The sequence below is a fragment of the Devosia sp. P2_G7 genome, assembly GCF_056403495.1.
Window position 1 is genome coordinate 153,194 of sequence record NZ_JBFUFI010000007.1, and the last position, 22,536, is coordinate 175,729.

A 22,536-nucleotide genomic window follows, 5' to 3' on the forward strand; every position below is an offset into this window, starting at 1 on the left:
GACCGGGCGCCCATGCTCGCCATTCTCAACGTCATTCTGCCGGTCTTCGCCATCCTCGCGCTCGGCTATGGCGCCGTGCGGCTGCGCCTGTTCCCGTCCGAGGGCGTGCGTGGGCTGGTGGTGTTCGTGAACAACTTCGCGACCCCGTGCCTGCTGTTCAACGCCATGCTGCATTCGGACTTTTCGACGACCTTCAACTGGGGCGTCATCGTGCCGTTCTATGTCGGCGCGGTCACCGTATTCGTCATCGGTATTGTGTTGTCGGCCAAGCTCTTCCGCAACAAGCCGGGCGAAGCCGTCGCCTCGGGCTTTTCGGCCATGTTCACCAATACCGTGCTGGTCGGCATCCCCGTCGTGCAGCGGGCTTACGGGCAGGAAGCGCTCACCACCGCCTTCTCGATCATCGCCTTCCACGCCCCGGTGCTGATCACCGCCGGCATGCTGACCATGGAACTGCTGCGCCGTGACGGTGCGCCGCTGCTGAAGACGCTAGGCGTGGCTCTGATGCGCATCGTCGCCAACCCACTGCTCTGGGGCATCGCGCTCGGCGCCGCCGCCAACCTGCTGAACGTCAAGCTGATCGAGCCAGCCGAAGCCTTCATCGCCATGATGGCCGCCGCCGTCACCCCCGCCGCGCTGTTCGGCCTCGGTGGCGCGCTGAACGACTACAAGCTCAGTGACAGCTGGGGGCAGTCCCTCACCATGTCGCTGCTGAAGCTGATCGTGCAGCCGGCGATCGCTTGGGTGATCATGGTGCCGATCCTCCACATCGACCACGACCTGGCCCGCTACGGCGTGTTGCTCGCGGCGATGCCGGCCGGCATCAACGTCTACGTCTTCGCCACCTACTACAACCGCTCGGTCCACATCGCCGCCAACAGCATCCTGATCTCGACGGTGCTGAGCGTGCTGACCGTGAGTGGGTGGCTGTATCTGCTGGGGTTGTAGCCGCCGATCCGGTAGAGGGTGACCCCCACCCTTGATCCCTCCCCCAAGAATGGGGAGGGAGACCCTCACATTGGCACCGGTGTTTTCGTCTCCCTCCCCATGTTTAGGGGGAGGGGACAGGGGTGGGGGTCCACAGCCACCGGCCGCAAACGCAGCCTACTGCGCCGCTTCGACACTCATTGCCAGCACCTGCGGCTCGCCAACTGCCGGGATCGAGCGGATCGCCATGGTCGAGACCGCGTCGAGCCCCACGGCGACACGGACGTGCCGGTCGGTGGGGCAAAGCACCAGCATCGCGTCGAACCCGATCCAGCCCAGCCCGTCGTCGAACGCTTCGGCCCAGGCATGCAGCGTCGCCGGCGCCTCGTCGGAATGGAGGTATCCGGTGACATAGCGCGCCGGGATATCGAGTGCCCGCGCCGCGCCGATGAAGGCGTGCGCGTAGTCGGCTGCCGGCGGCCGCATCCCCGGATGCTCGGCTGCGCCCTGCGATTGGCTCTGGCTTTGCCCGTCCTGGGTCTGGCTCTGCTCGGATCCGCCCACCACCTCTGCCACCCGCGCCATCAGTCCGTGCAGCAGCGCGATGCGGTCCTGCCCGGTCTTGGGCAGCGTGCGGAACTTGCTCGTGATCGCCCCCGCCGCCTTGGTCGCTGGCGTTGGGCGGCGATAGAGCGCCGGCGGAATGTCGCCCTGCACCCGGCCGATTACCCCGTTGCGGTCCACTGTGTCGACCACGCCCGCCACATTGATCACCAGCTCGGCCTCGGGCTTGATCTGGCTCACCAACTGCGCCTTGTTGCCGAACGCGTCGACGAACTTCGCCGCCGCGGCAAAGCCGGGCATCTCGATGTTCCACTCGCGCACCGTCTGCGTCGGCCCGGTCGAGGGCGTCAGCAGCAGGTGCTGCACGCTGCGGTTGATGCCGGGGCCGAGCGCCAGGCTCATGGAATGTCGGATCGCGATCTTCATCAGTAGAAGTTGTAGCTTTCGGCGAGGGCGTCCGTCATCCGGTTGTTCCGGTCGATGAACTCCGTCAGGAACTCGTGGAGGCCATTTTCGAAGATCTGGTCGACGCTGGCGTTCATCAGCAGCGCCGTCACCGCGTCCGCGGCATCGTGCCCCGCAGTGCGCTCGCCATAGATCTCCTCGAGCATGTCGATGGTGCGGTTGATCCACTGCACGCAGAAGATCAGTGAGCGCGGCATCTCGGGCCTGAGGATCAGGTAGTCGGCAATGTTCCAGGCCTTGTAGCGGTCGTGGTAGACGTGCCGGTAGCTGCGATGCGCCGATGCTGCGCGGAGGATCATCGTCCACTGCTGGATATCGACATCGCCGCCCACCATCGTGGCGCGCGGCAGCAGCACGTAATACTTCATGTCGAGGATACGCGCCGTATTGTCGGCCCGCTCGACGAAGTTGCCGATCTGCGAAAAGGCGTAGCCTGCGTCGCGGAGGAACGTCGAGAGCAGGGCGCCGCGATAGCGATGGCTCACCTGCTTCACCCAGAACAGCAGCTCCTGGAGCTTCGCGCCCGAGATATCCCGCGGCCGAATGGCTGAATATTCCAGCCACGCGGCGTTGATCGATTCCCACATTTCGGTGGTCAGTGCCGTGCGCACCGAGCGCGCATTGGTGCGCGCCGCGAGCAGGCACGATCTCACCGAGGAATAGTTCTCCTCGTCGAACAGCATGTAGTGGGCGACGCTCGCGACATCGGCCTGCTTGTGCTTCTTGTTGAAGCCCTCGTCTGCCTCGGCCGCCTGCATCATCGAGACCAGGTGCTCCGAGGCCCCGCCCTCGCGCCGCGAGGTGAGGCTCATGCGATAGCCCACCTCGAACATCCGGGCCATGTTTTCGGCCCGCTCGATATAGCGGCTGAGCCAGAAGAGGTTTTGTGCGGTGCGTCCCAGCATGGTCAGTCCTCCAGCACCCAGGTGTCCTTGGTGCCGCCGCCCTGCGACGAATTCACCACCAGCGATCCCTTCTTCAGCGCCACGCGGGTGAGCCCGCCCGGCGTGATCCGGATGTCGTCGCCGCAGAGGACGTAAGGACGGAGGTCGACATGCCGCGGCGCGATGCCCTTCTCCACAAAGGTCGGGCAGGTCGAAAGCGCCAGCGTTGGCTGGACGATATAGTTGTCGGGCCGGGCGAGAATTTTCTTCCGGAACTCCTCGCGCATCGCCTTGGTCGAGGCCGGGCCTACCAGCATGCCGTAGCCGCCCGAGCCGTGCACCTCCTTCACCACCAGCTCCTCGAGATGCTCGAGCACATAGGCCCGCTCGTCGTCATTGGTGCAGTTGTAGGTGGGGACGTTCTTAAGCAGCGCCTTCTCGCCGAGATAGAACTCGATGATCTCCGGCACGTAGACGTACACCGCCTTGTCGTCGGCGATGCCGGTGCCCGGCGCGTTGACCAGCGTCACGTTGCCGGCGCGATAGGCATCGAACAGCCCCGGTACGCCCAGCATTGAATCCGGCCGGAAGGTCAGCGGGTCGAGGAAGTCGTCGTCGATGCGGCGGTAGATCACGTCGACCCGCTCGGGGCCTTTGGTGGTCCGCATGTAGACCTTGCCGCCATCGACGAACAGGTCCTGCCCTTCGCAGAGCTCGGCGCCCATCTGGTCGGCGAGGAACGAGTGCTCGAAATAGGCCGAGTTGTGGATGCCCGGCGTCAGCACCACGAGGTTGGGCGAGCCATGGATGCCGCCCGGCGCCACGCTCTCCATCGTCCGCCGCAGCGTCTCCGGATAGGTCTCGACCGGCGCCACCTTGTAGCGCTGGAACAGTTCCGGGGCGAGTTGCAGCATCGCCTCGCGGTTCTCCAGCATGTAGCTGACGCCCGAGGGGGTGCGGAGGTTGTCCTCTAGCACGTAGAAATCGTCGGGCCCGGTTCGCACGATGTCGACGCCGATGATGTGCGAATAGACCCCGCGCGCCGGATCGAGCCCCATCATCTCTGGGCAGAACGCCGAGTTGTTGAGGATCAGCTTTTCCGGCACCCGCCCGGCCTTCAAGATCTCCTGGCGGTGGTAGATGTCGTAGAGGAAGGCGTTGAGCGCCCGCACCCGCTGCTCGATGCCCTTCGACAGCCGCCGCCATTCCATCGCTGAAATGATGCGCGGGATGATGTCGAACGGGATGAGCTTTTCAGTGCCCTGGTCGCTGCCATAGACAGCGAAGGTGATGCCCAGCCGGCGAAACAGGCTCTCGGCGTCAGCCGACATCAGGCCCAGTGCTTGTGGCGGCTGCTCTTTCAGCCACTCTTCCAGGATGTGGTAGGGCGCGCGGACAGAGGCATCCGCATTGGTCATTTCGTCAAACGGCGTTGCGGACATCAACTCCCAAGGGCTTACGGCCTATCCCACTCGCGACTCATTGGTACACGTTTACTGAAGGGCCACAAGCCGGGTTCGATGGCCAAGGCGCTGGAATGACAGGGCGGTGCGGGAAGAATACCCCCCACTCTGTCCCTCCCCCGCAAAGGGGGAGGAGACCAAAACACCAGCACTAGTGTGAGCGTCTCCCTCCCCCTTGCGGGGAGGGGACAGGGGGAGGGGGTATTCTTTCCGCACCGGCTCATCGGCCTCCGGACCCATCCCACCAACGTCGCCTTCACCCCCGCGAAAAACTACCATACAACCGTCGCCCAAAGAGGGATGGACTGATGCCGGAAGAGATTCTTCAGACACATAAGCTGCTCGATCGCTGCGAACAGGCGCTGGCGGCGCGCTACACCGTGCACAAGCTGCATGAGGCGGCCGACAAGGACGGGTTGATCAAGGAAATCTCGCCGCGCATCCGCGCCATCGCTGGCGGCAACGTCGATGGCGCGCTGATGGACAGGCTCCCCAAGCTCGAGATCATTGCCAATTTCGGCGTCGGCTACGACTCGATCGACACCAAGGCGGCAAAGCAGCGCAACATCCGCGTCACCAACACCCCGAACGTCCTCAACGACGCCGTGGCTGAACTCACCCTCGGCCTGATGATCGGCCTCGCGCGCCGCATTCCGCAGGGCGACCAGTTCGTGCGCCAGGGCAAGTGGCCGAAAGGCGGCTTCCCGCTGCTCACCGAGCTCAACGGCAAGACCGTCGGCATTCTCGGGCTGGGCCGCATCGGCAAGGAAATCGCCACCCGCTGCCAGGCCATGAAGATGCGCGTCGTCTACCACGGCCGCTCCCGCCAGCACGACGAGCCCTACATTTTCTACGACAAGCTCGTCGACATGGCCCGCGACAGCGACTGGCTGGTGATCATTGCCCCAGGCGGCAAGGGCACCGAAAAGATCGTCTCGCGCGAAGTGCTCGAAGCGCTCGGCCCCGAGGGCTTCATCGTCAACATGGCCCGCGGCACGCTCATCGACGAAGCCGCCATGCTTGAGCTCCTGACATCGAAGAAGCTAGGCGGCGCCGCGCTCGACGTGTTCGAGAAGGAGCCGCAGGTGCCCGAGGGCTTCTTCAGCCTCGATAATGTCGTCCTCTCGCCCCATCAAGGCAGCGCCACGCACCAGACGCGCAACAAGATGGGCGATCTGGTGGTTGCCAACATCGTCGCGCATTTCGCCGGCGAACCTCTCCCGAGCGCGGTGGTCTGAACATGCTGATTGATCTCAAGAACAAAGTTGCCATCGTCACGGGCGCCGGCCGCGGCATTGGTCGCGTCATCGCCAAGACCCTCGCCGCCGAGGGTGTCACCGTCGCCATCGTCGATGCCCGTCAGGACCTGCTGGACGACGCAGCGATGGAGTGGACCGAGGCCGGCTGGCCTGGACTTCGCATCCTCTGCGACGTGCGCGAGGCAGCGCAGGTCACCGCCGCGGTGGGCGCCGTCGACAAGGCCTTCGGCCGCGTCGATATCCTCGTCAACAATGCCGGCGTCGCCGGCGGGGCCCGGGTCGACAAGCTGCCCGAGGAGGTCTGGGACCGCAACTTCGACATCAACACCAAGGGCACGTTCCTGGTGTGCCAGGCGGTGGCTCCGATCATGCAGCGCCAGAATTCCGGCCGCATCCTCAACGCCGCGTCGTTCGCCGCCATCATCCCCTCGATCGGCAGTGCCGCTTATGCGGCGTCCAAGTCCGCGGTGGTGCAGTTCACCCGCGTGCTCGCCGGCGAACTCGGCCCCTTCAACGTCACGGTGAACTCCTACGCACCGGGCATGATCCCCACCGACATGAACGGTTTCGCGGGCCTCCCCGACGCCCGCCAGCAGCGCCTGCTCGACACCCTGACGCTTCGCCGCTGGGGCGACCCGCAGGACGTCGCCAACCTCATCTGCTTCCTCGCCTCCGACCTCGCCGGCTACATCACCGGCGCCTCGATCGACGTCTCGGGTGGCAAGTACGCCACGCAGATGCCGTCGGTGGCATACGAGGGCTGAGCGGCTGAAGGCGGGACGGTTCGTTTCAGCCGACCTGGGCTGGCGGCCAGCCGCAATTAGGCAACGGCTTCGACGGCCACGGGATCTGGGCGGATGATCACCGTATCTGCGATCGGAAACAGTTCGTCTCCCGGCATACCGACCCGGCGGGCGTGCTCGCGGATCGATTCCGGATCGCGTGCCTCGTAGATGCAGACGGTGCCGAGTCTGCCGTCTGGCTCCTTAATCACATAGCTGCGTATCCAGCGGACGCGATCGGGCATCTCATCGTTGCCGATTCTGGTCGACTTGGCGGCGGCTGCCTGTAGCTCGCCGGCAGTGGCCCACGCGCTACGGCGGCGGATAGCATAAAGGTCCATGACGTCCTCCTCGAAGTTTGCCGCGGTCAAATCGCGCGGCACCGGACCAGGCTACGCCACGTCCGCGAAGCGGATTGTCATGAGTTCTTGCGACAAGCGGCGAAATAGTCGCGCTGGTTCAACCCAGCGGCCGCGCCACGCTCAGCATGGCCCGCACCAATGCGGGCTGAGAGCGAACTCCGGTTCGGTCGTACATGCGCTGCAGGTGGGTGCGTGCCGTGTTGACGCTGACCTCGAGCAGCTTGGCTGCCGTGACGATGTCATGGCCGCCAATGATCAGCTTTGCGAGCCGCAATTGGGCAGGGGTGATGCCGTAGACCAGCGATGCGGCCGTCAGACGCTGCTCCGTCATGGGCCGGTCGTTGATCGAGACGAGCACCAGGCCGCTTTCCCCGATAACCCAGCATACGTTGACCGGGGTGCCGTTGCCGCCGTTGAGCACGATCGGCACAGCTGCCCGCTCAGGATAGAGTTCGTCATCGAGGTGCGCTGCCCAGCGGACAGCCGCCTTCAGAAGCTGGTCCGCAGCCCGATCGACGGCGCGCAGGCGACCGGCTCGCTTTTCGATCACTTCGCTCGTGCCGACTTCGGATTCCGCGGCGGCGTTCATCCACATGATGCGTGCCTGCTCATCCACCCTGACAACCGCGGAACTGAGATGGTCCATCGAACGCTGCAAAAAGAACAGGCAGGCGATCTTCCATTCGCCGTCATGCTTTTCGAGGATTCGCATCTCATGGGTGAGACCTGGCACGTCCATGCCGTCGCCGGTACTCGGAGCATGCTGGTCGAAAGTCGCCCACGCCACGTCGCCGCCAACTCGGACGACGAGCTTTTTGCGGCGCACCGCCGCCGTGGACTCATTGCGAGCAGGGTTGGCCATCATCAACCGTCGCATACGGGCCGCATGGTCGTCCCATCCGTCGCGCACCGTTATGCCGCCGCGAGCCGCCCACCAGCCCCAGCGGCGAACATAGTCATCATGCACCCAGAACTGAGCCCAGGCGTCGAAGTCTTTGTTCCAGAACGCCGCCGTTTCAGACTCAATCAGGTGAATGATCGCGGCCCGATCCGTCTCTGACGCCTCTTTCATACCGGTCCCTCCGGTGGACAAGCATCATAGCACGGCACGGCCGGGCCGGGACTGCTGCCGGACCGCAGGGCGCAAGCGCGTTGACCTCTGAAGCAGAGCGGTATTTGCTACATGGTGACTTCCGTCAGGGAGCGCGCCGATGGAAATAGTCGATCTGTTGAAGCAGACGCCGCTCTTCAGCGAGATGAACGAAGCGGACCTCGAGGAACTGATCCCGTCCACGCGCGTCGAGACCTATGAGCCGGGGCGTGTGATCCTACGGGAGGGACGCGTCGGCGCGGCCTTCTTCCTCATCGTTTCCGGCAGCGTTGAAGTCATCAAGGCTCTAGGCAAGCCGGAGGAAAAGGTCGTCAATAAGCTGGGGGCCGGCGATTTCTTCGGCGAGATCGCGAACATGAAGCATTCGACGCGCGTGGCGAGCGTGAGGGCGCTCACCGACACGCAGTGCCTGATGATTCAACGGCTGCACCTTGATTCCTACATCGAGCGATTTCCCGTCGTCCTCGCCAAGGTTGAACAAGCGGTCGCCGTCCGCGGCAGCGACTGAGGCTCGCCCCGCACCTCCCGGGCATACTCCGTCGGCGCCCGGCCGACGATCTTTTTGAAATCATTGGTGAAATTCGCCTGGTACCTCGGCTTCGTACAGGTGCCCTCCGGCAGTTCCCAGCTCAACCGACGTCAGTGTGAGCGTCCCCTTGCGGGGGGAGGGACAGGGTGGGGGGATTCTTCCCGAACCAGCCTATCCTGCCGGCATCTCCCCTACCGCCAAACCGCCAGCAACGCCCCCATCAGCACCAGGGCGATCAGGTTGTTGCCGAGGTTGATGGCGATCAGCCTCAGCGAGCGGTTCTCATATCCCCACAGCGACACCATCAGTGTCGCCATGAAACCGAGCCACACCCAGAAGCCGGCCAGCGCGCCGTTGAGCCAATCGGTGATGCCGGCGCCGACGATGATGTTGGCCAGCGCGAACGACATGATCAGCGAGGCGATGACGTCCACCACCATCGCCTTGCCCAGTCCCGCCCGCATCGACTCCGGCGTCACCCCGGTCACCGCCTGCCAGGGCTTCAGGAACAGCGGCGGCGAATACCACGCAAATCCCACCGCCATGCGGATGATCGCGGCGACAAGCACGGCCAACCAGTTGATCGGAAGCATTTTTCGAACTCCCCACGGCGCCCCTCGCGCCGGGCTAAATTCTACTGCCGAAGCAAATCGCCCCGCAATTGCCGGGGAACCCATATGTCCTTTAAGCGATTGCCTTTCCGGCGGCCGCTCGCGACAGTGCTGGCCACGTTACGGCGGAGACTTCAATGACGGAATGGTGGCGCGGCGCGGTGATCTATCAGGTCTATCCGCGGTCGTTTCAGGACAGCAACGGCGACGGCATCGGCGACCTGCCGGGCATCATGCGACGGCTCGATCACATCGCCAGCCTCGGCGTCGATTGCATCTGGCTTTCGCCGATCAACCAGTCGCCGCAGCGCGACATGGGCTACGACGTCTCCGACTACAAGGATGTCGACCGCCTGTTCGGCAGCCTCGAAGACTTCGACGACCTGATCAAGCGCGCCCACGCGCTCGGCCTCAAGGTGATCATCGACCAGGTGCTGTCCCACTCGTCCGACCAGCACCCGTGGTTCCGCGAGAGCAAGCTCAACCGCACCAACACCAAGGCGGATTGGTACGTCTGGGCCGACCCCAAGCGCGACGGCTCGCCGCCGAACAACTGGCCGAGCGTCTTCGGCGGCCGCGCCTGGGAGTGGAACCCCAGCCGCGGGCAGTACTACTTCCACAATTTCCTGATCGAGCAGCCCGACCTCAACTTCCACAATCCGGATGTGCAGGATGCGGTGCTCGACGTCATGCGCTTCTGGCTCGAGCGCGGCGTCGACGGCTTCCGCCTCGACACCGTGAACTACTATTTCCAGGACAAGCAGCTCCGCAGCAATCCGCCCGCTCGCCGACCCAAGCACCTGCCTTACGCGGTCAATCCCTACGACATGCAGGACCACAAGTTCGGCAAGAGCCAGCCCGAGAACGTCGCGTTCCTGAAGCGGGTGCGGAAGCTGCTCGACCAGTACCCAGGCACCACCACGGTCGGCGAGGTGGGCGACAGCCATCGCGGCCTGCAACTGATGGAGGAATACACCTCCGGCGGCGACAAGCTGCACATGGCCTACACCTTCGACATGCTCGGGCCGGAGTTCACCGCCGAGCACTTCCGCACCAAGATGGCGAAGTTCTTTGCCGGAGCGCCGAACGGCTGGCCGTGCTGGAGCTTTTCGAACCACGACGTCAACCGCCACATGACCCGCTGGGCGCCGTACTCGGCGAACCCCGCTGATCTCGCCCGCCAGGCCGCCGCGATGCTGCTGAGCTTCAAAGGCTCCGTCTGCCTCTACCAGGGCGAGGAACTCGGCTTGCCCGAGGCCGACATCCTGTTCGAGGAACTCACCGATCCGCCCGGCATCCGTTTCTGGCCCGAATACAAGGGCCGCGACGGCGCCCGCACGCCCATGCCGTGGGAGGAGGGCGAGGCGCCGAACGGCTTTTCGAACGTGAAGCCGTGGCTGCCGGTGAAACCGAACCACTCGGCCCTCAACGTCGCTAGCCAGAACGCCGACCCCGACTCGACGCTCAACTTCTACCGAAAGGCGCTGGCCTTCCGCCGCAGCCACCCGGTTTTCGCCACCGGCGACATCGACTTCTTCAAGGTCGCCGAGCCGCTACTGGCCTTCCGCCGCACCGGCAAGGACGGCGCCATCACCTGCCTGTTCAACCTCTCGGCCGACCCGATCAATGCGACGCTGGATGGCGGCGAGGGGCTGGAGCCGCTGGAGCTGTCGCATGGCGCCGAACGGCGAAAGGGCAAGCTCAAGCTCGCGGCGAACGGGTTTGCTTTCTTCGGGACAGGCGAGATGAAAGTGGCGTTTGGGGGCAGAAGGAAGAAGGGCTGATCCAATCTCTCAGTCGGTGCCTTCTCCCCTTGTGGGAGAAGGTGCCAGAAGGGCGGATGAGGGGTCTCTCTCCGCGCACTCAATCGCTCGTCGCTTCGCGCCGATCGTGCAACCTCCGGTTACGGACCTCTCATCCGGCCTGTCGGCCACCTTCTCCCACAAGGGGAGAAGGCGCTCCCCTGAGGCATCGGGGGCCAGACGCAGAAGCCGGGAGCCCCCTCAGTCCACCTGTTCCCACGTATCGGGATCATAATAATCGCTGTGCCACGACCCGTCCGGGTACTGCACGAAGGCCTCGATGCAGCCGTCCGACGCCTTGCTGACCGAGCGGGCGATGACGCCGCGCTTGCGCAGTTCCATCATGGCGATGTCGTGGTCGAAGCTGTCGCCGCCCTTCTTGCCGCCGATCGAGAAGCCGAACTCCACCGTCAGCCCCGGCCGGCTGCCGTTCAGGTCGCAGTTCTCGCGTGCCAGTGCCGGGGTAACGGCCGCAACGGCGCAGGCAAGGGTGGCAATGATCAGCTGGCGCAACATCTGTTTCTCCATGAATGGCAGGCGCTTAGCCGCTGATTTTGGCAATTGCATGCCTAGGGTAGGTCTTTCTCGCGCACCAGCATCGCCACTACCGGGATGGCGAAGGTGAGCAGCAGCAGCCGGCTCACATGATGCGCCGCGATGAACGCCGTGTCGAACCCGAGCGCAATACCCAGCGCCCCCATGCCCTCGAGCGCCCCCGGCGACAGCCCCAGCCAGATCTGCCCGAACGGCATGTCGACGAACGGCGCCACGGCGAACGTCACCAGCGTGCAGATGCCCACGGTCAGCGCCGTGCCGGCCAACCCGCCGATCGCCGCCTGCTTGAACTCGTCGCGGGTGATGCCGTTGAAGCGCGAGCCGATCAGCGCGCCGATCAGGATGAACGTGCCGATCAGCACCGGCAGCGGCACCGCGCCCTCGAACCAGCCAGCGAACTTGGCGGTGATCGACGCCGCCATGGCGCCAAGCGCATAGCCGGCCGGGATCCTGAGCCTGGTGAAAATGAAGCCGGTAATGGCACACCCGACCGCCATGAGCGCCAGCGTGTCGTACCCCATCGGCGCCGCTCCCGGCCCGCCGCTATGCTGCCCGAGCGGCAGGAATAGCGCGCCGATCGGCACGCAGATCGTCAGCATCAGGATGCGGATCACCTGGATGATGATGATCTGCCGCGTATCGCCGACCCCCGCCGCGGCGATTGCCATCACGAAGCTCAGGTGCCCGGGGAACGAGCTGAGATAGGCGGTGCCGCGGTCGAGCCCGAAGAGCTTGCGCAGCAGATAGCCGGTGAGCGAGATGATCAGGATCAGCTCCACCACCAGCGCCGCCAGCGTCACCGGCCACTGCACCATCAGCGCCAGCGAATCGCGCGCTACGCTCGCGCCCATCGACAGCCCGGTGAACACGAATGCCGCGTCGCGCAGCCAGTTGGGCAGCATCACCTTGGCGCCCAGCAGCGCCGCGATCGCCACCGCCAGGGCCCCGCCCATAAGCCACGCGCCGGGCAGGCCGAGCGCCGCCGCGACGCCTCCGCCGGCTGCCGAGATCAGCAATGTCACGAACGTCCGGCGGGCAACCGTGCCAGCGGCAAGGGGGGCGGTCATATGGCGTGGGGAATCGAGATGGCTAGGACGCTAACTATCCACGAGTCGGCGGGGTGGGGAAAGCGATCCATTCGGAGGTAGGTGCGGACCCCACCCCTGTCCCGTCACCCCTGCGACGTGCCCTCGACCAGCTTCACCCAGTAGCTCACCCCCGCCGGAATGATCTCGTCGTTGAAGTCGTAGGTGTCGCTGTGCAGTTGCGAGGTTGGCCCGTTGCCGAGGAAGATGAAGGCCCCCGGCCGCGCCTGCAGCATATATGAGAAGTCCTCGCCGCCCATCGTCGGGTCGACGCCGGTGTTCACATTGTCGGCCCCGGCCACCGCGCCTGCCACCTCGGCGGCATAGGCGGTCTGGTCGGCCGCGTTCACCGTCACCGGATAGCCGCGCCGGTAGGTCACCTCGGCCTTGGCGCCAAAGGTCGCGGCGAGCTGCTGGCTCACCGATTTCAGCCGCGCTTCCATCAGGTCGCGCACCGCCTCGTCGAGCGTCCGCACCGTGCCGGTCAGTTGCACGCTCTGCGGGATGATGTTGAACGCCTCGCCGGCCCGCATCATGGTGACCGACAGCACCGCGGAACGCATCGGGTCGACGTTGCGCGAGACGATCGTCTGCAACGCGACAATCAGCTGCGCCGCGATCATCACTGGATCGACAGTGTTCTGCGGAAACGCCGCGTGGCCGCCCTGGCCCTCGACTGTGATCTTGAACTCGTCGCTCGCCGCCATGATGCCACCGGTGCGGATGGCGAAATGGCCGGCAGGCGTCCCCGGCATGTTGTGCATGCCATAGACCTCTTCGATGCCGAAGCGGTCCATCATCCCCTCCTGCACCATCATCCGGCCACCGGCGCCACCCTCTTCGGCCGGCTGGAAGATCACCACCGCGTTGCCGTCGAAATTGCGCGTCTCGGCGAGATATTTCGCCGCGCCCAGCAGCATCGCGGTGTGCCCGTCATGCCCGCAGGCATGCATGCGGCCCGATGTCCCGCTTGCATAGGGCTTATCGGTCCGCTCGGCGATCGGCAGCGCATCCATGTCGGCGCGCAGCCCGATGGTCTTGCCCGGTCCACGCCCCTTGATCACCCCGACCACACCGGTTTTCGCGATCCCGGTCACCACTTCGTCGACGCCGAACGAGCGCAACAGCTCGGCAACTTTCCCCGAGGTGCGGGGCAGGTCGTACAGAAGTTCGGGGTGAACGTGGAAGTCGCGGCGCCATTCGGCGACCTCGTCGGCGAATTCCGCGATACGGTTGATAACGGGCATGAAGAACCTGAACGCTAGTAAGGCGACAATGTGCGGGGACGAGGGTAGGGGCGTCAACCCGGCAGACGTCGCAAGGGCGCAATCGTCTGCCATAGGCACTGAGTTCCAAAGACACCCCCACCCCTGTCCCCTCTCCGCAAGGGGGACGGAGACGCCCGCACTGGCGTCGGTGTTTTGGTCTCCCTCCCCCTTGCGGGGAGGGGACAGGGGCGGGGGTACTCTTCCCGCACCGGCCTATCGGCGCAGAGGCACGCCATTCTCCCCAACCCCCTCCCTAGTAGTCAGAAATTCCCCGCCCGAACTTGCCCCTCCCCGCCATATTTGCCAAACACCCGGCAACACCGGAGGAACCGATGAAAATCCTCGTTGCCGTCAAGCGCGTTGTCGATCACGCGGTGCGTGTCCGCGTCCGCCCCGATGGGTCGGGCGTCGAGACCGAGAACGTGCGCATGTCGATGAACCCCTTCGACAAGCACGCCGTCGAGGCCGCCGTGCAACTTGCGGAAGCCGGGCACGCGACTGAAATCGTCGTCGTCTCCATCGGCCCCAAGCAGAGCAACGACGTCATCCTCACCGCCCTCGCCATGGGCGCTCATCGCGGTCTCCTGATCGAGGCTGATGGCCGGGTTGAAACCCTCGCGGTGGCGAAGCTGCTCAAGGCCGTCGTCGCGGAGGAAAAGCCCGATCTGGTGCTGCTCGGCAAGCAAGCCGTGGATGACGATTCCAACCAAGTCGGCCAAATGCTCGCCGGCCTGCTCGACTGGCCGCAGGCGACCTTCGCCTCCGAGATCAAGGTCGTGGGCGATGGTCTTGAAGTCACCCGCGAGGTCGACTACGGCCGCGCCACGGTGGGCGTCTCGCTCCCCGCCATCGTCACCGCCGATCTCCGCCTCAACACGCCGCGCAACGCCGCGCTGCCCATGGTGATGAAGGCGCGCTCGAAGCCGCTGGCGGTGCGCCCCGCCGCCGAGTTCGGCGTCGATCTTACGCCGCGCCTGAAGCTCGAAAAGGTCAGCCCGCCTGCCGAGCGGGTCGCCGGCCGCAAGATCGCTGACACTGCCGCGCTGACTGCCGCCATCAAGTCCGAATTGTCCGAGCTGGAGGCGCTCTGATGGCCGTACTGGTTCTCGCCGAACACGACCTCGGCACGCTCTCCGCCGCCACCGCCCGCATCGTCGCCGCCGCCGAAAAGCTCGGCCCGGTCGATGTTCTGGTGGCAGGGCAGGGGGTCTCCGCCGTTGCTGCCGAAGCGGCCAAGCTCGCCGGCGTCGAAAAGGTCCTCGTCGCCGATAGCGCGACGCTTGCCAGCCTCTCGCCCGAGGCCGTCGCCGCACTGCTCGCTCGCCTCGCCGAGCCCTACAGCCACATCGCAGCTGCCGCTGCCTCGACCGGCCGCGACGCCATCCCGCGCCTCGCCGCCAAGCTCGACCTTATGCCGGTCACCGACGTCGTCGCCATCCACGGCCCGACCCGCTTCGATCGTCCGATCTACGCCGGCAACGCCATCGAAACCGTCTCGTCCGGCCAAGCCAAGCACCTCCTCACCATCCGCGCCTCGGCCTTCCGCCCCGCCGCCTCGGGCAATAGCGCCCCGATCCACGCGGTCGACACCGATGTCGCCGCAGTCGCCCGTTTCATCGCCGCGCACCGCACCGAGAGCGACCTGCCCGACCTCTCGACCGCCCAGATCGTCGTCGCGGGCGGTGTCTCCTTCGGCTCGGCGGAAAAGTTCGCGCTGGTCTCCGATCTCGCGAAGGTCCTCGGCGCCGCTGTCGGCGCCACCCGCGCCGCGGTCGATGCCGGCTACGCCCCCAACGACTGGCAGGTCGGCCAGACTGGCAAGATCATCGCCCCCGACCTCTACATCGCCATCGGCATCTCGGGCGCCCTGCAGCACCTCGCCGGCATCCAGGGCGCCAAGAAGATCATCGCCATCAACAAGGACCCCGAGGCGCCGCTGATGAAGATCGCGGACATCGCGCTGGTCGGGGACCTGTTCGAGGTGGTGCCGCAGTTGATTGCGGGGTTGAAACGCTGACGAACAGGCCGGTGCGGGGAACATACCCCCACCCCTGTCCCCTCCCCGCAAGGGGGAGGGAGACCAAAACACCGGCGCCGGTGTGAGCGTCACCTCCCCCCTTGCGGGGGAGGGACAGGGTGGGGGGTACTCTTCCCGCTCAGACCATCCGCCCCGTTGCAATTCCCCCGCTACCGCCTATAAACACCCCGCCCTCGTTTTCCCCGGACATGACTGATGTTTGAGACCCTCAAGAAGGCCACGCTCGACAAGATTTTCGTGCTGATGGCCGAGTATGCCGCCGATCCCCGCGATGGAAAGATCGACCTCGGCGTCGGCGTCTACAAAGATCCCAAGGGTGTCACGCCCGTCATGTCGTCGGTGAAGAAGGCCGAGCAGCGCATCCTCGATAGCGCCAAGACCAAGACCTACAAGGGTGTGGTCGGCAACAAGGAATTCTCCGCCGCCATCGTCGATCTGGCGCTGGGTGGCGTGGTTGACCAGAAGCGCATCCGCTGCGTCAACGGTGCCGGCGGTACCGGTGCGCTGTCGATCCTGATGAACGTCCTCGGTCGCGCCCGGCCGAAGGGCCGTATCTTCATTTCCGATCCGAGCTGGCCGAACCATTGGCCGATGGCCGAGCTCGCCGGCCTTACCCCGGTCTACTACCCGTATTTCGACCACAAGACCCGCGTCGTCGATTTCCCGGCGATGCTGGCTGCGCTCGACACGCTGAACTCCGACGACATCGTGCTGCTGCACGGCTGCTGCCACAACCCGACGGGCGCCAGCCTCACCAATGCGCAGTGGGACCAGGTGGTCGAGAGCCTGAAGCGCACCGGCGCCTTCCCGCTGGTCGATCTCGCCTATCTCGGCTTCGGCGATGGCCTCGAGGCCGACGCCTATGGTGTGCGCAAGGTCGTGTCCTCGGTGCCCGAGTCGATGGTCGCCTTCTCGGCGAGCAAGAACTTCGGCCTCTACCGCGAGCGTGCCGGCGTCGCCATCGCCATTGCCAGGGACAGCGATAGCGCCGATGTCGTCTCCAGCCAGATGCAGAACGTCATCCGCGCCACCATCAGCCAGACCCCCGACCATGGTGCGGAAATCGTCCGCGTCATCCTCGAGGACAAGGAACTGCGCGCCGAGTGGGAAGCCGAACTGACCGAGATGCGGGAACGCATGAAGCGCCTGCGCGTCAAACTCGCCGACGCTATCCGCCAGCGGTCGAATTCGAAGGATTTCGATTTCATCGCCGAGCACACCGGGATGTTCTCGCTGCTCGGGCTGCCCGAGGATGTCGTCACCAAGCTCAAGCTCGACGACGGCATCTACATGATCAACGACAGTCGCATCAACGTCGCGGGAATCCCCGAGGATCGCATCGGCGAGTTGGCCGACAAGATGCTCGCCGCTATTCGCTGAAGACCTGCCGCGGCCTTGCTCCGCGCCGGAAATTGACTACCTATTAGGCAGACAAATAACGCTGTTTCCTGGAGGAAACCCAATGAAGTTCTTCGTCGATACCGCCGAGATCAAGGACATCCGCGATCTCTATGAAACCGGCCTTCTGGACGGGGTGACGACGAATCCCTCGCTGATCGCCAAGTCCGGCCGCCAGTTCAAGGACGTGATCAAGGAGATCTGCTCGATTGTCCCCGGCCCGGTCTCGGCCGAAGTCGCCGCCACCGACTATGACGGCATGATCGCCGAGGGCCATGTGCTGGCCAAGCTCGCCGAGAACGTCGTCGTGAAGGTCCCGCTGACCATCGATGGCCTCAAGGCCACCAAGACCTTCTCCAAGGAAGGCATCAAGACCAACGTCACGCTCTGCTTCTCGCCCAACCAGGCGCTGCTCGCAGCCAAGGTCGGCGCCACCTACATCTCGCCGTTCATCGGCCGCCTCGACGACATCAACGCCGACGGCGTCGAGCTGATCGAGAACATCCGCACGATCTACGACAACTACTCCTTCGCCACCGAGATCCTCGCGGCCTCGATCCGTACCCCGAACCACATCACCGAAGTGGCCCTCGCCGGTGCCGACGTCGCCACCATCCCGCCGGCGGTGATCTACAAGCTCGCCGACCACCCGCTGACCAAGTCGGGGCTCGAGGCGTTCGTGAAGGATTGGAAGAGCACGGGCCAGTCGATCCTCTAGGATCGACGGTGCAAACGGGCAGGGCACTGGCAGTCGCAGTGCCTTCTCCCCTTGCGGGAGAAGGTGCCCGAAGGGCGGATGAGGGGTATCTCTCCGCGCACTCGGACCGCTCCTCGTTTGCACTCGGATCGGCGACACTGTGTGTCGCGACCCCTCATCCGGCCTTCGGCCAGCTTCTCCCGCAAGGGGAGAAGGCCACCGCTGAAAGCCCGGAGCACTTGCATGGCCAATGAACTCATCGCGACCGCCGTCCGCAACGCCCTTGCCTCCGTGGAAATCCCCGGCGGCGGCGAACTCGCGGGCTATGGCGGGCTGAGCGAGATCATCGTCACCACCGGCGCCGTGGCCTTCGCCATCTCCGTCGCCCCGGGCATGGAGGCCGCCTTCGGTCCCGCCCGCGAGGCGGCTCAGCATGCCGCCGAGAAGGTCGCCGAGGGACGCAAGGTCATGGTGTCCTTGACCTCTGACCGCGCCCAGGCCGCCACCGGCCAGGCCAAGGCACAGGGCCGCCCCGGTCCGCCGCCGCGCGAAGCCGTGCCCGGCGTCCGCCACATCGTCGCCGTCGGCTCGGGCAAGGGCGGCGTCGGCAAGTCCACCGTAGCGGTCAACCTGGCGCTCGGCTTTGCCGCCGAGGGGCTCCGCACCGGCATCCTCGATGCCGATCTCTACGGCCCCTCGATTCCAAAACTCCTCGGCCTCGAAGGCAAGCCCGCGGTCCGCGACGACGGCATCTTCGCCCCGCACGAAGCCTATGGCCTCCGCGCCATGTCGATCGGCTCGATGCTCACCGCCAACCAGGCGGTGGTGTGGCGCGGCCCGATGGCCACCTCCGCGCTGCGCCAGCTGCTACGCGAGAGCGATTGGGGCGGCCTCGATGTACTCGTCGTCGACCTGCCGCCCGGCACCGGCGACATCCAGATTTCGCTGGTGCAGCAGGTGCCGCTGCTCGGCGCGGTCATCGTCTCCACCCCGCAGGACCTGGCGCTGATCGATGCCAAGAAGGCGATGGACATGCTGCTGCGCACCGGCGTGCCGATCCTCGGCCTCATCGAGAACATGAGCTACTTCGTCGCCCCGGACACCGGCAACCGCTACGACATCTTCGGCCACGGCGGCGCCAGAGCTGCCGCCGACACCTTCGATATTCCGTTCCTCGGCGAAATCCCGCTGGTGATGTCGATCCGTGAAAGCTCCGACGCCGGCAAGCCCGTCGTCGCCACAGACCCCGACGGTCCCGAGGGCCAGGCCTTCCGCGGTATCGTCCGCAACATCCTCGCCGCCAACCCGCAGCTCAGGCCTTGAGCCATGCTGTCGATCCGGCTCGCCACCGCAGCTGAGATCGACGCAGTGATCGGCATCGCACCCGCCGGCACCGAGCGCCGCGAAGCCATCGCGGAGTGGGTCCACGCCGGCGAAACCTACATCGCCTGGCGCGACGGTTTCGCCGCCGGCTACGTCGTCCTCACCCGCAGCTTCTTCCGCTCCCCATTCATCGAAATGCTGGTGGTTTCGCCCACCGCCCGCCGACAGGGCATCGGCCGCGCCCTGATCGAGCACTGCATCGCGCTCACCCCGCCCGATCTCAAGCTCTGGACCTCGACCAACGAGTCCAACAGCCCGATGCGCAACCTCCTGCCGCAACTCGATTTCACCCAGGCTGGTATGGTCGAACACCTCGATCCCGGCGACCCCGAGCTGATCTTCCTGCGCTGGCCGCAAGCTCACCCCTGATTGAGAAGCCGGTGCGGGACGATACCACGATGAGAGAGGCGCTCACCCTCCCCATGGTGACACATCCCCTCCGCGCTGTTATGCAATCGATTACATTGATCCGCTATGTCGAGAATCGGCCCTGCGGGACGACCACAACGAGCGCTGAAGCGCCGCCCTGTTGAGGAGAGACTTCTTGTTTTCGATTTCGCGTGACGAACTCGGCCCGAACTTCACTTTCGGCGCCGCCACCGCTGCCTACCAGATCGAGGGCGGCCAGACAGATGGCCGCGGCACCTCCATCTGGGACACCTTCTCGGCCACCCCCGGCAACGTGAAGAACCTCGATAGCGGCGCCATCGCCTGCGACCACTACAACCGCTGGCCCGGCGACCTCGACCTGATCCGAGACGGCGGCTTCGACGCCTACCGCTTCTCCTTCGCCTGGCCGCGCCTGATCCCCGAGGGCATCGGCGCCGTGAACCAGCAGGGCCTCGATTTCTACGATCGCCTCATCGATGGCATGCTCGAACGCGGCATCAAGCCCTACGCCACGCTCTACCACTGGGACCTCCCCAGCACCCTGCAGGACAAGGGCGGTTGGATGAACCGCGACATCGCCAGCTGGTTCGCCGAGTACGCTGCGCTGGTCGGCCACCACTTCGGCGATCGCCTGCACGCCACCGCCACCATCAACGAGCCGTGGTGCGTCGCCTTCCTCAGCCACATGCTCGGCATCCACGCCCCCGGCTATCGCGACCTCCGCGCCGCTGCCCGTGCCATGCACCACGTGCTGTTCGCCCACGGCACCGCGATCGACGCGCTGCGCGGCGAAGGCGTGAAGAACCTCGGCATCGTGCTCAACCTCGAAAAGGCCGAAGCCGCCTCCGACAAGCCCGAGGACCTCGAGGCGCAGAACCTCGGCGACGCCACCTTCAACCGCTGGTACCTCGATGGCGTGTTCAAGGGCCGCTACCCGGAGGAACTGACCAGCCGCCTCGCGCCCTACCTGCCGGTGGGTTTCGAGAAGGACATGGAAGTCGTCTCCCGCCCGCTCGATTGGCTGGGCATCAACTACTACACGCGCGGCATCTACGCGGCCGGCCCCAAGGGCCTGTTCGGCGCCGAACGCCGCTCCGGCGATCTCGAGCGCAGCGATCTCGGCTGGGAAATCTACCCCAAGGGCCTCGAAGACCTGCTGGTGCGCGTCAACCGCGACTACACCAAGCTGCCGCTCTACGTCACCGAGACTGGCATGAGCGAGACGAACGACGAGCGCCGGGTGAAGTTCTACGACGATCACCTGCGCGCCGTCGCCAACGCGCAGGGGCAGGGCGCCGACGTCAGGGGCTTCTTCGCCTGGTCATTGCTCGACAACTACGAGTGGGCCGAAGGCTACACCTCGCGTTTCGGCATCGTTCACGTCGACTACGAGACCCAGGTACGGACACCCAAGGGCAGCTACCGGGCCTTCCAGGGCATGCTGCACAACACGCGCTGATCTAGAGGCGCCGCACTCTCAGTGATCCTCCCCCGCGTGGCGGGGGAGGGGAACCACCCGAAGGGTGGCGGAGGGGGCGGACAAAGCCGCGGCGCTATTAGTCGGCGCCTCGTAATCATGAGCACAGCAAGGGTTGCCGACTTGCCCGAGAATTGAGTTGCGATCTACCTTTGCTACTGGCGAACTGCCCAAGACGGCTCAAGATAGAGAACTGACCTGGCAATGAAGTATCAGATCGATCCGGCCTTCTTGTGGGTCCCCTGGGTCGTGATCGCGTGCTTCTTGGTTGGCTTCGCCCTAGCCGGATGGGGCCTCCTGCGGTTTCAGGGGATGTTACCGCCCGATCAGGGGGCGTGGACCATTGAGAGACGGAAGGAGGCAGCGTGGGCCCTGTTGGGCCGCGTGCTGGGCGGGGATGCGGCCTTAAGAACGGAGCGCACGCTCCTCTACTGGGGATTCGGCCTCATGTTTGGTTCCGTGGTTATCGGGATGATGGTCCTCTTCCTCGTGTCATCGCCGATTGGATAGTCGAACCAAGCGCCCCCTACATCGCCGGCGCCGGCTGCGCCGCATACGTCACCGCGTGCTTCCCATCCACCCAGGCGTAACTCGCCCAGCATGCGTCCTCAGCGGCGGCCTTCGGGCAGTTGCTGGCGTCCACCCACACCTTGGCAACCGTTCCGGCCTCCGACTGCACCAGCGTCGGCATGCCGCCCATTGCCTCGATCGGCTCGGCGAACCCATCCCGAGACACCGCGATATCGATCTGGCATCCGCCATTGCCGCAGAACGCCGTCGCAGCGGTGCTGCACTGCAGGTTCTGCGGGTTGAGCAGATAGTCGGCAATCCCGTCACCATCGAGGTCGGTGCTCATCATCAGCGGCCGGTTGGCCCCGGCGGCCAGCGAGCCGCCAAGCTTGGTGCATTGGTCGGCATAGCCGGCAATGATCGTCTCGATGCCCGGAGGCACGGGAACGGTCACCGGCGGGGTGTTGTTCTGCAGGTCGAAGAACTGCTTCATCGACACCTCGATGCTCTCCCTCAGCGTCGCGATGCGCGCCGTGTAGACCTTGCGCAGGCAGGTGAGATCGGCGCCGCATTTGCCGCGCTCGGCGAGGAATGCCTCGGCATCGTCGTGCCGCGCCCCGCTCGATCCCATCAGCATCGGCACCCTGTCGTAGGCAAAGAACAATCCGGCCATCTCGCTGTCGAGCGCCGAGGTTACGCCATCCTGGCACACCGCCTTCTCGTCGGGCGCCGTCGCCTTGCTGCAATCGAAGCTCGCCGCCTGTGCCGGTGCGGCAACGAGCAGCAGAAACACCATCCCCATCAGGCCCAGAAATGCGCGCATAATTTCACCTGCCGAATGTAAGTTATTCGAGATACTAACGTTTTCAGCCGCCACCGGCGACGCAACTCTCCGTGCGTCCTCAACGAAGCCTGAAGCGCCGGCTACGGCGCTTGCCATCACGACCGGCATTGGCCAAGAAGCTCAGCGTCAATC

The 22,536-nt window shown here is 65.3% G+C and carries 22 protein-coding genes; 12 read left to right on the forward strand and 10 right to left on the reverse strand.

Annotated elements, in window-relative coordinates; all coding sequences use genetic code 11:
* Window positions 1-12 precede the first annotated feature (12 nt).
* Window positions 13-948 carry an AEC family transporter gene (locus AC1DWU_RS13430; RefSeq protein WP_477150493.1) on the forward strand — a complete coding sequence of 312 codons (936 nt, stop codon included), beginning with the start codon at window positions 13-15 and terminating at the stop codon, window positions 946-948.
* A 156-nt stretch (window positions 949-1,104) separates the two neighbouring features.
* On the opposite strand, the gene AC1DWU_RS13435 is transcribed toward AC1DWU_RS13430, so the two are convergent.
* From AC1DWU_RS13435 to AC1DWU_RS13445, 3 genes are read right to left on the reverse strand one after another with little or no spacing between them, the layout of a single operon-like run.
* Window positions 1,105-1,917: a transglutaminase family protein gene (locus AC1DWU_RS13435; protein WP_477150494.1), complete on the reverse strand. Its 813-nt coding sequence runs from the start codon at window positions 1,915-1,917 to the stop codon at window positions 1,105-1,107.
* Window positions 1,917-2,861, reverse strand: a complete 945-nt coding sequence (locus tag AC1DWU_RS13440; RefSeq protein ID WP_477150495.1) for an alpha-E domain-containing protein — start codon at window positions 2,859-2,861, stop codon at window positions 1,917-1,919. Before AC1DWU_RS13440 ends, AC1DWU_RS13435 begins: the two co-directional genes overlap by 1 nt.
* 2 nt (window positions 2,862-2,863) lie before the next feature.
* Window positions 2,864-4,282 carry a circularly permuted type 2 ATP-grasp protein gene (locus AC1DWU_RS13445; RefSeq protein WP_477150496.1) on the reverse strand — a complete coding sequence of 473 codons (1,419 nt, stop codon included), beginning with the start codon at window positions 4,280-4,282 and terminating at the stop codon, window positions 2,864-2,866.
* 329 nt (window positions 4,283-4,611) lie between these two features.
* Between AC1DWU_RS13445 and AC1DWU_RS13450 the strand changes: the two genes are divergently transcribed.
* Window positions 4,612-5,541, forward strand: coding sequence for a 2-hydroxyacid dehydrogenase (locus AC1DWU_RS13450; protein WP_477150497.1), 930 nt, complete (start codon window positions 4,612-4,614; stop codon window positions 5,539-5,541).
* A gap of 2 nt (window positions 5,542-5,543) precedes the next feature.
* Complete coding sequence (locus AC1DWU_RS13455) at window positions 5,544-6,326, forward strand: SDR family NAD(P)-dependent oxidoreductase (protein ID WP_477150498.1); 783 nt, start codon at window positions 5,544-5,546, stop codon at window positions 6,324-6,326.
* A 56-nt stretch (window positions 6,327-6,382) separates the two neighbouring features.
* Here the strand turns inward: AC1DWU_RS13455 and AC1DWU_RS13460 are convergent, their stop codons facing one another.
* Together AC1DWU_RS13460 and AC1DWU_RS13465 are read right to left on the reverse strand one after the other, a co-directional pair.
* On the reverse strand, window positions 6,383-6,685 hold the full coding sequence (locus AC1DWU_RS13460; RefSeq protein ID WP_477150499.1) for a DUF4242 domain-containing protein: 303 nt from the start codon (window positions 6,683-6,685) through the stop codon (window positions 6,383-6,385).
* 118 nt (window positions 6,686-6,803) lie between these two features.
* Window positions 6,804-7,778: a LuxR family transcriptional regulator gene (locus AC1DWU_RS13465; RefSeq protein ID WP_477150500.1), complete on the reverse strand. Its 975-nt coding sequence runs from the start codon at window positions 7,776-7,778 to the stop codon at window positions 6,804-6,806.
* Between the two features lie 139 nt (window positions 7,779-7,917).
* On the opposite strand from AC1DWU_RS13465, the gene AC1DWU_RS13470 reads away from it, so the two are divergent.
* Window positions 7,918-8,325, forward strand: coding sequence for a cyclic nucleotide-binding domain-containing protein (locus AC1DWU_RS13470; protein WP_477150501.1), 408 nt, complete (start codon window positions 7,918-7,920; stop codon window positions 8,323-8,325).
* A gap of 212 nt (window positions 8,326-8,537) precedes the next feature.
* On the opposite strand, the gene AC1DWU_RS13475 is transcribed toward AC1DWU_RS13470, so the two are convergent.
* Window positions 8,538-8,939, reverse strand: a complete 402-nt coding sequence (locus AC1DWU_RS13475; protein ID WP_477150502.1) for a DUF1761 domain-containing protein — start codon at window positions 8,937-8,939, stop codon at window positions 8,538-8,540.
* A 155-nt stretch (window positions 8,940-9,094) separates the two neighbouring features.
* On the opposite strand from AC1DWU_RS13475, the gene AC1DWU_RS13480 reads away from it, so the two are divergent.
* The gene (locus AC1DWU_RS13480) at window positions 9,095-10,741 is read left to right on the forward strand and encodes an alpha-amylase family glycosyl hydrolase (protein WP_477150503.1); all 1,647 of its coding nucleotides are present in this window, start codon (window positions 9,095-9,097) and stop codon (window positions 10,739-10,741) included.
* 219 nt (window positions 10,742-10,960) lie between these two features.
* On the opposite strand, the gene AC1DWU_RS13485 is transcribed toward AC1DWU_RS13480, so the two are convergent.
* The 3 genes from AC1DWU_RS13485 to AC1DWU_RS13495 form a co-directional block, all read right to left on the reverse strand.
* Complete coding sequence (locus AC1DWU_RS13485; protein WP_477150504.1) at window positions 10,961-11,275, reverse strand: hypothetical protein; 315 nt, start codon at window positions 11,273-11,275, stop codon at window positions 10,961-10,963.
* 53 nt (window positions 11,276-11,328) lie between these two features.
* A complete protein-coding gene (locus tag AC1DWU_RS13490; RefSeq protein ID WP_477150505.1) occupies window positions 11,329-12,381 on the reverse strand; it encodes an AbrB family transcriptional regulator in 1,053 nt (350 codons plus the stop codon).
* 104 nt (window positions 12,382-12,485) lie between these two features.
* Window positions 12,486-13,646, reverse strand: coding sequence for a M20 aminoacylase family protein (locus AC1DWU_RS13495; RefSeq protein WP_477150506.1), 1,161 nt, complete (start codon window positions 13,644-13,646; stop codon window positions 12,486-12,488).
* Window positions 13,647-13,999: 353 nt separating this feature from the next.
* On the opposite strand from AC1DWU_RS13495, the gene AC1DWU_RS13500 reads away from it, so the two are divergent.
* From AC1DWU_RS13500 to AC1DWU_RS13530, 7 genes are all read left to right on the forward strand, one after another.
* Entirely contained in the window at window positions 14,000-14,758 is a 759-nt protein-coding gene (locus tag AC1DWU_RS13500) for an electron transfer flavoprotein subunit beta/FixA family protein (protein WP_477150507.1), read from the forward strand.
* A complete protein-coding gene (locus tag AC1DWU_RS13505; RefSeq protein WP_477150508.1) occupies window positions 14,758-15,684 on the forward strand; it encodes an electron transfer flavoprotein subunit alpha/FixB family protein in 927 nt (308 codons plus the stop codon). The genes AC1DWU_RS13500 and AC1DWU_RS13505 overlap by 1 nt, the downstream gene beginning before the upstream one ends.
* 216 nt (window positions 15,685-15,900) lie before the next feature.
* Window positions 15,901-17,085: an amino acid aminotransferase gene (locus tag AC1DWU_RS13510; protein WP_477150509.1), complete on the forward strand. Its 1,185-nt coding sequence runs from the start codon at window positions 15,901-15,903 to the stop codon at window positions 17,083-17,085.
* Window positions 17,086-17,167: 82 nt separating this feature from the next.
* A complete protein-coding gene (gene fsa / locus AC1DWU_RS13515) occupies window positions 17,168-17,821 on the forward strand; it encodes a fructose-6-phosphate aldolase (protein ID WP_477150510.1) in 654 nt (217 codons plus the stop codon).
* Window positions 17,822-18,043: 222 nt separating this feature from the next.
* Window positions 18,044-19,123, forward strand: a complete 1,080-nt coding sequence (locus AC1DWU_RS13520; protein ID WP_477150511.1) for an Mrp/NBP35 family ATP-binding protein — start codon at window positions 18,044-18,046, stop codon at window positions 19,121-19,123.
* 3 nt (window positions 19,124-19,126) lie between these two features.
* Entirely contained in the window at window positions 19,127-19,552 is a 426-nt protein-coding gene (locus AC1DWU_RS13525) for a GNAT family N-acetyltransferase (protein ID WP_477150512.1), read from the forward strand.
* 175 nt (window positions 19,553-19,727) lie between these two features.
* A complete protein-coding gene (locus tag AC1DWU_RS13530) occupies window positions 19,728-21,032 on the forward strand; it encodes a GH1 family beta-glucosidase (protein ID WP_477150513.1) in 1,305 nt (434 codons plus the stop codon).
* A 544-nt stretch (window positions 21,033-21,576) separates the two neighbouring features.
* Here the strand turns inward: AC1DWU_RS13530 and AC1DWU_RS13535 are convergent.
* On the reverse strand, window positions 21,577-22,383 hold the full coding sequence (locus AC1DWU_RS13535; protein ID WP_477150514.1) for a lysozyme inhibitor LprI family protein: 807 nt from the start codon (window positions 22,381-22,383) through the stop codon (window positions 21,577-21,579).
* Window positions 22,384-22,536: the final 153 nt, after the last annotated feature.

Coding starts and splice junctions, on each gene's coding strand:
- AC1DWU_RS13440 (WP_477150495.1), bottom strand. CDS start 2,861: ATGCTGGGACGCACCGCACAAAACCTCTTCTGGCTCAGCCGCTATATC.
- AC1DWU_RS13450 (WP_477150497.1), top strand. CDS start 4,612: ATGCCGGAAGAGATTCTTCAGACACATAAGCTGCTCGATCGCTGCGAA.
- AC1DWU_RS13455 (WP_477150498.1), top strand. CDS start 5,544: ATGCTGATTGATCTCAAGAACAAAGTTGCCATCGTCACGGGCGCCGGC.
- AC1DWU_RS13510 (WP_477150509.1), top strand. CDS start 15,901: ATGTTTGAGACCCTCAAGAAGGCCACGCTCGACAAGATTTTCGTGCTG.
- AC1DWU_RS13460 (WP_477150499.1), bottom strand. CDS start 6,685: ATGGACCTTTATGCTATCCGCCGCCGTAGCGCGTGGGCCACTGCCGGC.
- AC1DWU_RS13430 (WP_477150493.1), top strand. CDS start 13: ATGCTCGCCATTCTCAACGTCATTCTGCCGGTCTTCGCCATCCTCGCG.
- AC1DWU_RS13535 (WP_477150514.1), bottom strand. CDS start 22,383: ATGCGCGCATTTCTGGGCCTGATGGGGATGGTGTTTCTGCTGCTCGTT.
- AC1DWU_RS13475 (WP_477150502.1), bottom strand. CDS start 8,939: ATGCTTCCGATCAACTGGTTGGCCGTGCTTGTCGCCGCGATCATCCGC.
- fsa (WP_477150510.1), top strand. CDS start 17,168: ATGAAGTTCTTCGTCGATACCGCCGAGATCAAGGACATCCGCGATCTC.
- AC1DWU_RS13435 (WP_477150494.1), bottom strand. CDS start 1,917: ATGAAGATCGCGATCCGACATTCCATGAGCCTGGCGCTCGGCCCCGGC.
- AC1DWU_RS13505 (WP_477150508.1), top strand. CDS start 14,758: ATGGCCGTACTGGTTCTCGCCGAACACGACCTCGGCACGCTCTCCGCC.
- AC1DWU_RS13470 (WP_477150501.1), top strand. CDS start 7,918: ATGGAAATAGTCGATCTGTTGAAGCAGACGCCGCTCTTCAGCGAGATG.
- AC1DWU_RS13490 (WP_477150505.1), bottom strand. CDS start 12,381: ATGACCGCCCCCCTTGCCGCTGGCACGGTTGCCCGCCGGACGTTCGTG.
- AC1DWU_RS13485 (WP_477150504.1), bottom strand. CDS start 11,275: ATGTTGCGCCAGCTGATCATTGCCACCCTTGCCTGCGCCGTTGCGGCC.
- AC1DWU_RS13520 (WP_477150511.1), top strand. CDS start 18,044: ATGGCCAATGAACTCATCGCGACCGCCGTCCGCAACGCCCTTGCCTCC.
- AC1DWU_RS13465 (WP_477150500.1), bottom strand. CDS start 7,778: ATGAAAGAGGCGTCAGAGACGGATCGGGCCGCGATCATTCACCTGATT.
- AC1DWU_RS13495 (WP_477150506.1), bottom strand. CDS start 13,646: ATGCCCGTTATCAACCGTATCGCGGAATTCGCCGACGAGGTCGCCGAA.
- AC1DWU_RS13480 (WP_477150503.1), top strand. CDS start 9,095: ATGACGGAATGGTGGCGCGGCGCGGTGATCTATCAGGTCTATCCGCGG.
- AC1DWU_RS13525 (WP_477150512.1), top strand. CDS start 19,127: ATGCTGTCGATCCGGCTCGCCACCGCAGCTGAGATCGACGCAGTGATC.
- AC1DWU_RS13500 (WP_477150507.1), top strand. CDS start 14,000: ATGAAAATCCTCGTTGCCGTCAAGCGCGTTGTCGATCACGCGGTGCGT.
- AC1DWU_RS13445 (WP_477150496.1), bottom strand. CDS start 4,282: ATGTCCGCAACGCCGTTTGACGAAATGACCAATGCGGATGCCTCTGTC.